Source organism: Streptomyces sp. YIM S03343, assembly GCF_054729195.1.
Genome location: NZ_JBPUKX010000002.1, coordinates 635,775 through 649,430, shown reverse-complemented (window position 1 = coordinate 649,430; position 13,656 = coordinate 635,775). Strand labels below are relative to the sequence as shown.

The 13,656-nt window shown below is 72.5% G+C and carries 6 protein-coding genes; 2 read left to right on the top strand and 4 right to left on the bottom strand.

Annotated elements, in window-relative coordinates:
- Positions 1-29: 29 nt before the first annotated feature.
- Together ACSYGN_RS38645 and ACSYGN_RS38640 are read right to left on the bottom strand one after the other, a co-directional pair.
- Positions 30-7,298 (bottom strand): SDR family NAD(P)-dependent oxidoreductase, encoded by a 7,269-nt coding sequence (locus ACSYGN_RS38645; protein WP_460405066.1) that lies wholly within the window; start codon positions 7,296-7,298, stop codon positions 30-32.
- Between the two features lie 667 nt (positions 7,299-7,965).
- Positions 7,966-8,736: an SDR family NAD(P)-dependent oxidoreductase gene (locus ACSYGN_RS38640; RefSeq protein ID WP_460405064.1), complete on the bottom strand. Its 771-nt coding sequence runs from the start codon at positions 8,734-8,736 to the stop codon at positions 7,966-7,968.
- A 166-nt stretch (positions 8,737-8,902) separates the two neighbouring features.
- Here ACSYGN_RS38640 and ACSYGN_RS38635 point away from each other — a divergent pair, with 166 nt between their 5' ends.
- A complete protein-coding gene (locus ACSYGN_RS38635; protein ID WP_460405062.1) occupies positions 8,903-9,370 on the top strand; it encodes a peroxiredoxin in 468 nt (155 codons plus the stop codon).
- 43 nt (positions 9,371-9,413) lie between these two features.
- Here the strand turns inward: ACSYGN_RS38635 and ACSYGN_RS38630 are convergent, their stop codons facing one another.
- Together ACSYGN_RS38630 and ACSYGN_RS38625 are read right to left on the bottom strand one after the other, a co-directional pair.
- Complete coding sequence (locus tag ACSYGN_RS38630) at positions 9,414-9,851, bottom strand: cupin domain-containing protein (protein WP_460405780.1); 438 nt, start codon at positions 9,849-9,851, stop codon at positions 9,414-9,416.
- Positions 9,852-9,969: 118 nt separating this feature from the next.
- The gene (locus ACSYGN_RS38625; RefSeq protein WP_460405060.1) at positions 9,970-10,800 is read right to left on the bottom strand and encodes an aldo/keto reductase; all 831 of its coding nucleotides are present in this window, start codon (positions 10,798-10,800) and stop codon (positions 9,970-9,972) included.
- A 422-nt stretch (positions 10,801-11,222) separates the two neighbouring features.
- Here ACSYGN_RS38625 and ACSYGN_RS38620 point away from each other — a divergent pair, with 422 nt between their 5' ends.
- A complete protein-coding gene (locus ACSYGN_RS38620; protein WP_460405058.1) occupies positions 11,223-13,622 on the top strand; it encodes a M4 family metallopeptidase in 2,400 nt (799 codons plus the stop codon).
- The last annotated feature ends 34 nt before the right edge of the window (positions 13,623-13,656 follow it).

Below are 13,656 nucleotides of genomic sequence, written 5' to 3'. Positions count from 1 at the left end.
GGCGACGGGAGTCCGTCGTTCGGTCACGGTCACCAGCCCGAGGAGGTGTAGACGACCGCGCGGACGGAGTCGTCGCCCCAGGCGAGCTCGCGCAGCAGCGCCGCGGTGCCCTCCTCGGGGTCGATCAGCCGGATCCCGCGCCGCGCGTACTCGCGCCCCAGCTCCGGGCTCACCATGCCGGTGTGCCCGCCGGTCGGCGCCCAGGGCCCCCAGTGCACGGTGACCGCGCGGTGCCCGGTACGGGCCGCCCAGTCGGCGCCGAGGGTCTCCAGAGCGTCGTTGGCGGCCGCGTAGTCCGCCTGCCCGCGGTTGCCGAGCACGGCGGAGATGCTGCCGAACAGCACCGCGAACGACGGTCCGGCGGGCAGTTCCCCGAGTGCCGCGAACAGGGTGGCCGCGCCGCTGGTCTTGGTGCCGTAGACCCGCTGGAAGGACTCGTCGGACTTCTCGGCGATCAGCCGGTCCTCGATCACCCCGGCCGCGTACACGACACCGTCGAGCCTGCCGTGCTCGGTGTGGATCTCCTTCACCGCCTGCAACGCGGCGTCCTGGTCACGGAAGTCGACCGAGCGGTAGCGGACCTCGCTGCCCAGTGCTGCGAGTTCGGCCAGGGTCTCGGCGATCTCCCGCTGGGCGAGCAGTAGTTCGGCCGCCCGGTTGACCTCCGCGGCCTTCATGGCGCCACCGGAGCGGGCCGCGAGCACCGCCAGCAGCTCGGCCGGGGTGCGCGCGGCGGCCGTGTCCTCGCTCTCGGGGCCGGTGGGTGCGGGCGTCCTGCCGAGCAGTTCGACACGGCAGCGGGAGGCCGAGGCCAGCGCCGCCGCGAACTTCGCGGTGATCCCTCGCGCCCCGCCCACCAGCACCACCACGGAGTCCCGGTCGAGCCCGAGCGCGGCGGCCTCGGCGGCGCCGTCGCCCGCTGGGCCCGCGCCGGTGCTGCCGAGGGCGCCCAGTGGGGTCTCGGTCAGTTCGAGGGCGTGACGGCCGGAGGCGGTGCGCCGGACGACGGGGGCCGACTCGGCGGCCAGCAGCTCGGCGAGCAGCGCCTCGGCCGGTGCGATGCCGTCGGCCAGGTCGACGACGGTCGCCGTCGTCTCCGGGTACTCGCGGGCGATCGTGCGGAACAGGCCGTGCAGACCGGCCGACTTGAGGTCACCGGCGGGTCGTGCGGCCAGCAACCGGCGTGGGGCGCGGGCGAGGGCGGCGCGGAACACCCCGAACGCGTCGGGCAGCACCGGTGGCGCGGCGGCACCGAGCGCACCGAGATACAGCACACCGTCGGCCGCGCCGTCCGCCTCGGTCAGCCGGTGGTCCGGGGGGAGGACGACGGTCTCGGCACCGTGCCGGGCGAGCCCGGTCGCCAACTGCCCTGCGATGCCTTCCTCTTCACCATCACCATGACGGCCGCCTTCACCTTCACCTTCACCTTCATCTTCACCTTCGCCGAGCAGTACGAAGCGCTTCCCGGCGAGTACGGAAGCGGGGTCCTGCTGTGTGTCGGGCAGCGGCACCGGTCGCATCACGAACCGCTTCGGAGCCTCACCGGTGACCTCGGCGGCGGGCTCGGCGTCCTTGCGGGCGGGCTCCGCCGCCGGGTCGCCCGGGGCGAGGCGCGCGGCCAGCCAGGCGGTGACGGACGCCGCGGTGCGGGCCTTGGCCAGTTCCTCCAACTCAGCGTCGCCGAGCGTGATGTCTTCCGCGCCGCCGATGCCGAGGCGTTGGGCGAGTTCGCCGGCGATCTCGGCGCGCTTGATGGAGTCGATGCTGAGGTCGGCTTCGAGGTCGAGGTCGGGTTCGATCATGTCGGTGGGGTAGCCGGTGCGTTCGCTGATGATGTCCAGTACTACGCGCAGGACATCGGCCTCGGTGACCGCACCGGACGCCGCTGCCGTGGGCGCGGCGGTCGTGTCGCCCGGGGTGATCCGCGCGGCGAGCCAGGCGGTGACCGAGGCGGCGGTGCGGGCCTTGGCCAGCTCTTCCAGCTCGGCGTCGTCGAGGGAGGTGACGTCCGCCCCGTCGCCGATGCCGAGGCGTTGGGCGAGTTCGCCTGCGATCTCGGCGCGTTTGATGGAGTCGATGCTGAGGTCGGCTTCGAGGTCGAGGTCGGGTTCGATCATGTCGGTGGGGTAGCCGGTGCGTTCGCTGATGATGTCCAGTACGACGCGCAGGACGTCCGCCTCGGTGACCGCGCCGGTGCTGTCACCGCCGCCTGCCGCCGGGGCCTGCGGCAACGCCTGCTCCTGCAAGACGACTTGGGCCGCAGGCGCAGACAGGGCGTACGCCTGCGGTGCGGCTGGTGCGGCCATCTGTTCGCCGGGTACCGCCCCGAAGTAGGTCAGCAGCACGTCGCGCTGAGCGGCGACCATCTCCCTGCTGGTGCGCAGGAACTCGGAGATGAGCGCGTCCCGGTCGGAGGGGACGCCGGGCGCTGGGTTCGTCGTCACTGTCGTCTCCACGACTCGTCGGGCCGGTGCCAGCGCACCGGGCAGAAGGTCTCCGGCGGCGGTGCGCACGAGGTGACCGTCCACCGTCCAGCCGGGCCGCTTCGGGACCGGGGTGCGCACGGCGTCGACGGCGTCCCGGCCGCGCAGCAGCCATCCGGTGCGCACCGGCAGTCCGGCGACGGCCAGTCGGGCGAGCGCGTCGAGCCAGCCCCGCAGTCCGCTGGTCGCGCGCGGCTCGCAGGCCACCGCGCGATGCGGACGGTCGCCGAGGATCTGCCCGACCAGCCCGGTGAGGACCGCGCCGGGCCCCGCCTCGACGAAGACCCGTGCCCCCGCCTCGTACATCGCCTCGATCTGCGCCACGAACCCGACCGGGGCGCCGATCTGCGCGGCGAGTTCGGCGCGCACCGCGTCAGCGTCGGCGGCGTACGGGGCCGCCGTACGGTTGGACCACACCTCGAACTCGGGCGCCCGCACGGGCTGTTCGGCCAGCACCCGTGCGAACCGCTCCCCGGCACCGGCCACCAGGGGGCTGTGGAAGGCGCACGCCACGGGGATGCGCTTGGCACTGTGCCCCGCGGCCTTCAGCAACCCCACCGCCGTGGTGACGTCCTCGGTCGGACCGGAGATCACGGTCTGCCGGGGCGAGTTGCGGTTGGCCACGACCACGGAGGCGGGCGCGTCCGCCGCGCGCAGCGCCCTCTCGACGTCCTCGGCGCCCGCCGCGACGGCGGCCATGGTCCCGGGGTCCTCGCCGGTTGCCGCGAGGATCGCCTCGGCGCGCTCGGTGCTCAGCTCCAGCAGCGTCTCGGGGCCGATCGCCCCGGCGGCGCTGAGGGCGACCAGCTCGCCGTAGCTGTGCCCGGCCGCCATGTCCGGCTGGACGCCGGCCGCGGTGAGCAGGGCGTGGGCGGCGAGGCCGGTGATGCCGAGGGCGGGCTGGGCGGCGCGGGTGTCGGTGAGCGCGGCCCGGTGGCGGTCACGGGCGGTGTCGTCGAAGGCGGCCGGCGGATACAGCCGGGCGGCGTGCGCGCGGCCGAGGCGCAGATAGTGCTGGAGGTCGGGGAAGGCGACGAAGACGTCCGCGAGCATCCCGGGCCGCTGGCTGCCCTGGCCCGGAAAGAGAAAGGCGACCTTGCCGGGACCCGAGGCGGGACCTGAGGCGGGACCCGAGACGGGACCCGAGGCCGGGTCCGAGTCGGGGTCCGTCGAGCCGCCCCCGCCGTCGACGGGCTCCCCGTCCGCGAGGTGGATCCCGGCGGCCGGGTCGTGCTCACCGGCCAGCACCCGGCGCAGTTGCCCGGTCAGCCCGTCCACGTCCGTGGCCAGCACCGCGGCCCGCACCGGTTCGTGGGAGGCGTCGGAACGCCGGGCGGCGCTCAGCGCCAGGTCGCGCAGCCGCCACGGGCGGCCGTCCGCCTCGGCCGCGTCGAGGATCTCCCGTACCGCCCGCGCCGCGGCCGCGTCGTCCTTGCCGCGGAACAGGAACAGTTCGGCCGGCCACAGGTCCAGGCCCTGCCGCGGCGGTACGGCGTCGTCATGGGCGGCCAGCACCAGGTGGAAGTTGGTGCCGCCGAACCCGAACGCGCTGACCCCGGCGAGCCGTTCGGCGGCCGGTGCGGCCCAGGGGCCGGCCTCGGTGTGGAAGGCGAAGGGGCTGTTCTCCTCCTGCCAGGCCGGATTGGGCCGCTTCACATGCAGGGTGGGCGGCTTGACGCCGGTGTGCAGCGCCAGCGCGGTCTTGATGAGCCCGGCGAGCCCGGCGGCGCACTTGGTGTGGCCGATCTGCGATTTGACCGACCCGAGCGCACAGTCGCCTGGGCGGGCCCCGGCCGCCGTGAACACCTCGCTGAGGATGGTCAGTTCGGTGCGGTCCCCGACGACGGTCCCGGTGCCGTGCGCCTCGACCAGACCGACGTCGGCCGGGGAGACGCGCGCGTTGCGGTAGGCCCGCTCCAGCGCGGTGCGCTGGCCCTCGGGGCGGGGCGCGGTCAGGCCCAGCGAGCGGCCGTCGCTGGAGCTGCCGAGGCCCTTGATCACGCCGTAGACCCGGTCGCCGTCGCGTTCGGCGTCCGCGAGCCGCTTGAGGACGACGCAGGCGACACCCTCGCCCAGGGCGATGCCGTCGGCGGAGGCGTCGAAGGCGCGGGAGCGGCCGGTGGGGGAGAGGGCGTGCACGGACGAGAACAGCACATAGTCGTTGATGCCGTTGTGCAGATCGGCGCCGCCGCACAGCACCACGTCGCTGGTGCCGCCGACGAGTTCCTTGCACGCCACGTCGACCGCCGCGAGCGAGGAGGCGCACGCCGCGTCGACGGTGAAGTTGGTGCCGCCCAGGTCCAGCCGGTTGGCGATACGGCCGGAGACGACATTGGCGAGCATCCCGGGGAAGGAGTCCTCGGTGAGCCGGGGCAACTGCTCCTCCAGCCCGTCCGGGACCCTGCCGTAGTACGAGGGGAGCACGGCGCGCAGTGTGGCCGCGTTGGAGAGGTCGCTGCCCGCCTCCGCGCCGAACACCACCGAAGTACGCGAGCGGTCGAACTCCCGTCCCCCGTTGCCGTATCCGGCGTCGTCCAGCGCCCGCCGGGCCGCCTCCAGGGCCAGCAGCTGAACGGGTTCGACGCTGCCCAGGGACGCGGGCGGGATGCCGTAGCGCAGCGGGTCGAAGGGGACCGGGGGCAGGAAGCCGCCCCACTTGGACGAGGTGACGCCCGCCTCGACATGGACCGCCGGGTCCCAGCGCTCGGGCGGCACCTCGGTCACCGCGTCGTGCCCGGCAAGGATGTTCGCCCAGTACGTGGCGAGGTCGGGGGCCTGCGGGAACATGCAGGCCATGCCGACGATCGCGACGTCCAGCGGCGCCGGAGGCTCGGGTGCCGCGACGGCCCTGCCGCCCAGCCGCTCCCGCAGGGCCTCGGCCCGCCCGGTCAGGAACTGCGCCGCGCCGTCCGTCACCGACCGGTGCAGCGCGCCGACCGTGGTCGTCGCCGAACGCAGCACGGCCACCTCCCCGGCCATGAACATGCCGTCGGTGAGCTGCCGTTGCTCGTCCACCGGCGTCAACTCGCCCGAGGCGTCCCGGTCGACGCCCTTCGAGGCGATGCGCAGCCGCCCGACGTTGAGCTGCTCCAGCTCCTCCCACACCCGCCGGTCGCTCACGCCCTCGGCGCGCAGCCGCGCCTCGTGCTCCCGGTAGCCGTCGGTGAACGGGCTGGGTACGCAGCGGGTCGCATGACCCGGCGCGGTCTCCAGCAGCGTGGTCCGCTCGGCGGACACCACCCGCCGCTGGAACAGCGGCTGGATCGCGCCCCGGTCCACCGCCTCCTCGGTGAACAGATACGCCGTGCCCATCAGCACCCCGACGGCGACTCCCCGCGTGGCGAGCGGCGCGGTGAGCGCGGCGACCATCGCGGCCGACCGCTCGTCGTGGACGCCGCCCGCGAAGAACACCTGCACCCCGCGCGCCGTCTCGTCGTCGGCGTCGGCCAGGAAGTCCTCCAGGACGGCCAGTTGGGCCTCCCACAGCGGGAAGCTGCCGCGCGGCCCGATATGCCCGCCGCACTCGGAGCCCTCGAACACGAACCGGCGCGAACCGGCCGCCAGGAACTGCCGCAGCAGCCCCGGCGAGGGCACATGCAGGAAGGTGCTGATCCCGGCCCGCTCCAACGCCTCGGCCTGGGCCGGCCGTCCGCCCGCGATGACGGCGTGCGTGGGCCGCAGCTCCCGTACGGCGTCCAGCTGCGCGGCGCGCACGTCCTCGGGAGCGAAGCCGAGCACCCCGACCCCCCAGGGCAGGCCGTCCACGGCGGCCCGGGTCGCGGTCAGCATCTCCCTGGCCCGCTCCCCGCTCGCCAGGGCCAGCGCCAGGAACGGCAGGGCACCGTCGGCGGCGACGGCCGCCGCGAACGCGGCCCGGTCGCTCACCCGGGTCATCGGGCCCTGGGCCACCGGCAGCCGGGTGCCGAGCGAGCGGCTCATCGGGGAGTCCGGGCGCAGAGTGACGGCGGCAGAATCGTCCGCCAGTGCCTCCCGCACCGCCCCGGCCAGGGTGCGCACCGTGCGCCCGGCGTCGCCCCAGCGCGCCGCGAACCGTGCGGCGAGGAAGCCGTCCTGCCCCACCGGCAGCAGCTGGGTGCGCAGATCCCGCACCCCGAGCAGTGCCGCCACCGCCGCCGGATCGTCCGCCGGGACGTGCGGGGCGTCCGGGCCGCGCCGCAGCAGCACCCGGTGACCGGCGACCACGGCGGTCTCCGAGCCGTCGAGGGAGCGCAGCACCGAGGCCGCCGTCTCCGGCAGTCCCGACTCCGCGAGCAGCGCCAGCTGGACGTCCAGGACGACCCCGGCCGCCCCGCCCGCCACCGCGGCGGCCGCGGTCCGCGGCCCGATGCCGCCGCACGCCCACACCGGCACACCGGGCCCACCGTCCGCCAGCAGCTGCTGGAGCAGCACGAAAGTGCCCAACTCGCCCACCCGGCCGCCGGATTCGGCGCCCCGAGCGATCAGCCCGTACGCCCCGGCGGCCACCGCCTCCCGGGCCGCGCCGAGATCCGTGACCTCCACCAGCACCCGGCGACCGCCCGTGACATCGCCGACCCGCCAGGGGGCGTCGGGCCCGAGCACCACCGTCCGCAGCCGGTCGCCGTCCTCCTCGCCGAGGTCCGCCGGCGACATCCCGCACCGTGCGCCGACCCGCACCCCGAAGGGGCCGGACGCGGTCGCGCGCAGCCGCGCCAGCGCCTCGCGGGATCTTCGGTCCCCGGCTCCCAGATCGAGCACCCCGAGCCCACCGGCACGGCTCACCGCCGCGGCGAGCCGTGCATCGGGTTCACCGAACGGCGTGACGCCAATGATCATGTCCTCGGAACGTACAGCGGACGTCATGATTCTCCGAATCAACGGTAAAACTGCACGGTGGGGGGTCGGGGAACAGTGACAAAGGACCTTTAAAGCGCCTGTTTGAAACCTGTAGAAAGCTAGTGCCGTGATTACTCGCCGGTCAACGATGCCCTGAACCCGTCCAAAGGCATGGGAGTGATCCGGTCAATCGCAGACGGCCGTCCGGGCGGTCGAAAAACGGAGCAATTGCCTTCAGGAGCGGCGTCAGCCGTACGGGCGTGACGCGCGTCCGCGTCCGGAGATCCCGGATAGCTCCCTCGGATTCACTCGCCTCTCACATCGCCGAAACACATAGGGCCGGGTGGCCGATCCGTGTTAACTCGGCCACGCGACGACAGGTTGTCCAGATCGGATCGCGACACGGAGAGCAATGGGCTGAGTGGCCCGCCTGGTCCCGGCGTGCGGCATTTCTCCGTCGGTGCGGAGCAATTATGTACCGCCCGAATCGGCGGCCGGTGTGAACGCCACTCGCCATGGGAAAAAATGAGACCTGCATTTTCCCGTTCTCGTGTACACCGTACGTACATCGGATGTACAACGCCGACGACGGCGCGGCGCGGCATCCGTCCCGTGGCCCGGCACCGCCGCACCGCCGCACTGCCGGGCGCCGGTCTCCGCAGCCTGTTCAGGTGCTGTAGCCGCCGTCGACCCCCAGTGCCTGGCCGGTGATGAAGCCCGCCCGGTCCGAGGCGAGGAACGCCACCGCCTCCGCGATGTCCGCCGCGGTGCCGAAGCGGCGCAGCGGGATGTTGCGCCGGGCCACCGCGAGGGCCGCCTCGTCCAATTCGCCCGAGTCGATCAGCCGGGCCGCGCTGCCGTCGCTCAGCATCCCCGGAGCCACGCAGTTCACCCGCACGCCGTAGCGGCCCTCCTCCGCGGCCAGGGCACGGGCCACCGCCTCCACGGCGCCCTTGGTGCCGGAGGACAGGCCGTCGCGGACGGGAAAGCGGCGGGTGGCGACGGTGGTCACGGCGACCACACTGCCCTGCGTCGTCCGCAGCAGCGGCAGCGCAGGATGGACCAGATTGAAGAACGCCACCGCGTCGCCCTCCAGTTGGGCGCGGTAGCGGGCCGGGGACACCTGGCTCAGATGCACCATCGGCACATGCGGCCCCGCCGCGTACACCAGCGTGTGCAGCCCCCCGAACCTGTCGGCGGCCCCCGACACGGCCCGCGCGGTCGCCTCCTCGTCGCCGAGGTCGAGTCGCAGTGGCAGGACCTCCCGCCCCGACGACCGCACCTCACCGGCGAGTTCCTCCGCCGCCCGCTCGCTCGACCGATAGGTGAATGCGACGGCGCAGCCCCGCTCGGCCAGCACCCTGACCACCGCCGCGCCGATACCGCCGGTGCCGCCCGCGACGAACGCGGCACCGGTCCTGCCGGAGAAGTCGCTCATCACAGCACCGCACCGTACGGCCCGCACGGCCTGCCTCGGAAGGGTGCGTACCGGACCGCCGGACCCGCGCCCACCGTGACACCCGTGGCACGACAGTCACTTACCGTCAAGTAATATCCTTTGGCGGCCGGTCGGAGCCGTAGCAGCGGAACACGGAGGTGCCGGTATGGCGGAGCGTGTGCAAGTCGGCGACGTGGTCGAGGACTTCGAACTCCACGACGAGACCGGCGCCGTACGCAAACTGTCCGAGCTGCTCGCCGAGGGGCCGGTCGTGCTGTTCTTCTACCCCGCGGCCCTCTCGCCCGGCTGCACCGCCGAGGCATGCCATTTCCGTGACCTGGCCGCCGAGTTCGAGGCCGTCGGCGCGCGGCCGGTCGGCATCAGCGGTGACAGCGTGGAGCGCCAGCAGGAGTTCGCCGGCCGGCACACGCTCGGCATGCCCCTGCTGTCCGACCCGGACGGCGCCGTGCGCGAACGGTTCGGCGTGAAGCGGGGCCTCGCCGTGGTGCCCACCAAGCGGGCCACGTTCGTCATCGGCGAGGACCGCACGATCATCGAGGTCGTCCGCAGCGAACTGCGTATGAACACCCACGCCGACCGGGCCCTGGAGGCCCTGCGGGCCCACAAGGGCTGAGCCCGCCGGGCCGCCGCTCCTTCCCTGTTTTCGTCGGCTCCCGTCACTCGAAGTCGCAGCCCGGGTTCGGCGCGTCCTCGGAGAACGGGGCGCCGTGCGGCAGGACGTACAGCACGTCCAGGACCACGTCGGTGTCGCCCAGGTTGCGGCCTATGTGGATGTTTCCGGGACCGGCCGGTTCCCTGATCGCGCTGCCCGCGCGGTACAGGCCGTCCCGGACGCAGGTGGCGTCGTAATGGCTCAGAGTGCCCTGCTCGACGACGGCGTACAGCGGCCCGTCGTGGTAGTGCCAGCCGGTGGCCTGGCCGGGCGGAACGGTGATCTCCCGCAGGATGTAGTCGGTGCCGCCCGCCGTGGTCTGTGTGATCACCCGGGCGGTCACCCCCGGACCAGGGGGCGTCGCCCAGGACGCGCCGGAGCACGCCAGGACGCTGCCGACGGCCACCGCCCCGGCCATAACAGTACGAAGTGCGCTGCGCAGCATACGAGTTCGCCTCCCGCGGGATCATCCCTGATGTAGATACCGCGGTGAACATAGAGGCGGGGAAAGGCAGTTGGGGCCGGAACCGGAAGATCCGGGAAGGGAGAGGCGGGCCGGGTCAGAACTCCTCGTGCACCTCGGGGTTCCCGCCCAGCCGCCGACGCGCCCCGCCACCGATCGCGGTGAGCTGGGCCTCGTCCAGTGAGAAACCGAAGATGTCGAGGTTGGCGCGCTGCCGCCCGGGGTCCGACGACTTCGGGATCGGTACGGCGCCGAGCTGGGTGTGCCAGCGCAGCACCGCCTGCGCCGGTGTCACCCCGTGCGCCTCGGCGGCCGCCACCACGGCGGGGTCGTTCAGCAGCCCCCTGCCCCGGCCGAGCGGGCTCCAGCTCTCCACGACGACGCCCTTCGCCGCGTGGAAGCGGCGCAGCTCCTGCTGCGGGAACAGCGGATGCAGCTCGACCTGGTTCACGGACGGCAGGACACCGGTCTCCTTCTCCAGCCGCTCGATGTGCTGCGCAGTGAAGTTGGAGACGCCGATCGAGCGCACCAGCCCGTCCTCGCGCAGCTTGATCATCGCCTTCCAGGAATCGACGTACTTGTCGACGCGGGGCAGCGGCCAGTGGATGAGATACAGGTCGACATAGTCCAGTCCGAGCCGCCGACGGGACTCCTCGAAGGAGGCGAGGGTCTCCTCGTAGCCGTGGTGGCGGCCGGGGAGCTTCGTCGTCACGACGATCTCCTCGCGGGGCACTCCGCTGCGGGAGACCCCGAGGCCGACGCCGGTCTCGTTGCGGTAGTTCACCGCCGTGTCGACCAGGCGGTAGCCCAGCTCCACGGCGCCGCGCACCGCCTGCTCGGCCTCGGCGTCGTCCATCGGCCAGGTGCCGAGGCCGAGAGCGGGCAGAGTCGTGCCGTCGTTGAGGGTGTGTGCCGGGATGCTGATCACGAGCGGACCTTCCCTTGCTGTGCGGTTCCGTGACGCCGTCCGGTGCCGGGTACCCGGTGCCCGGGGTGCGAGGCACCGTCGCCGCCTGCCTCAAAGACTGTCACGATCTTCGGCGGGCGAGCGAGCCGGCCGGCGGGCGAGCGCCCGCGACGACGCCCCTGTGAGTTCCCGCCCGCCCGCGACGACGCCCCCGCGAGTTCCGGCCCGCCCCGTCCGGCATAGAGGGATAACCCTCGAATGCGCTGTCCCTGGGTGACATGCTCGGATCAACTCTGTCATTCTCCCCCACGTCCGTGACGCGGTATCTCCCCGGTCCGGTCACCGCAGCAGGCCCCGCACAGCTCAGCTCGTCCCGGACAGCACACCCGTCTGTCCGGTCTGTCTCCGGCCGCGACCCGGCGGCCGCCGCAGTAGGAGTACGAGTGAGACGCATCCCCCGCAAGCGAGCCGCGGCAGCGGCCGCCTTGGTCTCCAGCACTGCCTTCCTCGCCCTCGGCATCCAGGCGGTCCCCGCGACCGCCACGCCGGCCTCCCCCCACCCCGCCCCCCTGCGCACCGGCGCGCAGGAGGCGAAGCTCTCCCCGGCCCAGCACTCCGCGCTGATCAAGAGCGCCAAGGAGCAGAGCTCCGCGACCGCCCGCACCCTCGGGCTCGGGTCGAAGGAGAAGCTGGTCGTCAAGGACGTCGTCAAGGACAACGACGGTACGGTCCACACCCGTTACGAGCGCACCTACGCGGGCCTGCCCGTCCTCGGCGGCGACCTCGTCGTGCACACCCCGCCCGCCTCCCTGGCCGCGGGCACGGTGAGCACCACGTTCAACAACAAGCACACCATCAAGGTGGCGAGCACGACGGCCGCGGTCGCGAAGTCCACCGCGCAGACCAAGGCGCTCAAGGCGGCGAAGACCCTCGACGCCAAGTCACCGAGCACGGACAGCGCGCGCAAGGTGATCTGGGCGGGCTCCGGCACCCCGAAGCTCGCCTGGGAGACCGTGATCGGCGGCTTCCAGGACGACGGCACGCCCAGCCAGCTGCACGTCGTCACCGACGCCACCACCGGCAAGGAGCTGTACCGGTACCAGGGGATCAAGACCGGCACGGGCAACACCCAGTACAGCGGCACCGTCACCCTGAACACCACGCTGTCCGGGTCGACGTACCAGCTGTATGACACCACGCGCGGCGGCCACAAGACGTACAGCCTCAACAACGGCACGTCGGGCACCGGCACCCTGATGACCGACTCCGACGACGTCTGGGGCACCGGTTCCGGGTCCAACACCCAGACCGCCGGCGCGGACGCGGCCTTCGGCGCCCAGGAGACCTGGGACTTCTACAAGAACACCTTCGGGCGCAACGGCATCAAGAACGACGGCGCCGCCGCCTACTCGCGCGTCCACTACAGCAGCAGCTACGTCAACGCCTTCTGGGACGACAGCTGCTTCTGCATGACCTACGGCGACGGCTCCGGCGGCACCCACGCGCTGACCTCGCTCGACGTGGCCGGCCACGAGATGAGCCACGGTGTCACCTCCAACACCGCGAACCTCGACTACACCGGTGAGTCCGGCGGGCTGAACGAGGCGACCTCCGACATCTTCGGCACCGGTGTGGAGTTCTACGCCAACAACTCCTCCGACGTCGGCGACTACCTCATCGGCGAAAAAATCGACATCAACGGTGACGGCACGCCTCTGCGGTACATGGACAAGCCGAGCACGGACGGCTCGTCCGCGGACAGCTGGTACTCCGGCGTCGGCAACCTCGATGTGCACTACTCCTCGGGCCCGGCGAACCACATGTTCTACCTGCTCTCCGAGGGCAGCGGAACCAAGGTCATCAACGGTGTCACCTACAACAGCCCCACCTCCGACGGCGTCGCCGTCGCCGGTATCGGACGGGCCGCCGCCCTCCAGATCTGGTACAAGGCGCTGACGACGTACATGACGTCGAGCACCAACTACGCCGGTGCCCGCACCGCCGCCCTGAACGCGGCCGCGGCACTCTACGGCAGCAGCTCGGCCCAGTACGCCGGGGTGGGCAACGCCTTCGCCGGCATCAACGTCGGCAGCCACATCACCCCGCCGAGCAGCGGCGTCACCGTGACCAACCCGGGCAGCCAGTCCTCCACCGTCGGCACCGCGGTGAGCCTGCAGATCTCGGCGAGCAGCACCAACTCCGGCTCCCTGACCTACAGCGCCTCGGGCCTGCCCACCGGTCTGTCGATCAGCAGCTCCACCGGCGCCATCACCGGTACCCCGACGACCGCCGGCACCTACAGCACCACGGTCACGGTCACCGACTCCACCGGCGCGACCGGTACGGCATCCTTCACCTGGACCGTCAGCTCCAGCGGTGGCGGCGGCACCTGCACCTCCTCGCAACTGCTGGGGAACGCGGGCTTCGAGTCGGGCAACACCACCTGGACGGCGTCCAGCGGTGTGATCACCAACTCCAGCAGCCAGGCCGCGCACGGCGGTTCGTACAAGGCATGGCTGGACGGCTACGGCTCCACCCACACCGACACGCTCTCCCAGTCGGTGACCATCCCGAGCGGCTGCAAGGCCGCGCTCACCTTCTATCTCCACATCGACACCTCGGAGACCACCAGCAGCACGGCGTACGACAAGCTGACGGTGACCGCGGGCTCGACCACCCTGGCGACGTACTCCAACCTCAACGCCGCCTCCGGCTACACCCAGAAGTCCTTCGACCTGTCCTCGCTGGCCGGTTCCACCGTCACGCTGAAGTTCAGCGGCGTGGAGGACTCCTCGCTCCAGACCAGCTTCGTCGTCGACGACACGGCCCTGACGACCAGCTGACCGGGCACGGCACAGCGCACGGCACGCACACCTG

Bases quoted from the DNA above. Each gene is read 5' to 3' on its own strand.
- ACSYGN_RS38635 (WP_460405062.1), top strand. From the start codon at position 8,903: ATGGCGGAGCGTGTGCAAGTCGGCGACGTGGTCGAGGACTTCGAACTC.
- ACSYGN_RS38640 (WP_460405064.1), bottom strand. From the start codon at position 8,736: ATGAGCGACTTCTCCGGCAGGACCGGTGCCGCGTTCGTCGCGGGCGGC.
- ACSYGN_RS38645 (WP_460405066.1), bottom strand. From the start codon at position 7,298: ATGATCATTGGCGTCACGCCGTTCGGTGAACCCGATGCACGGCTCGCC.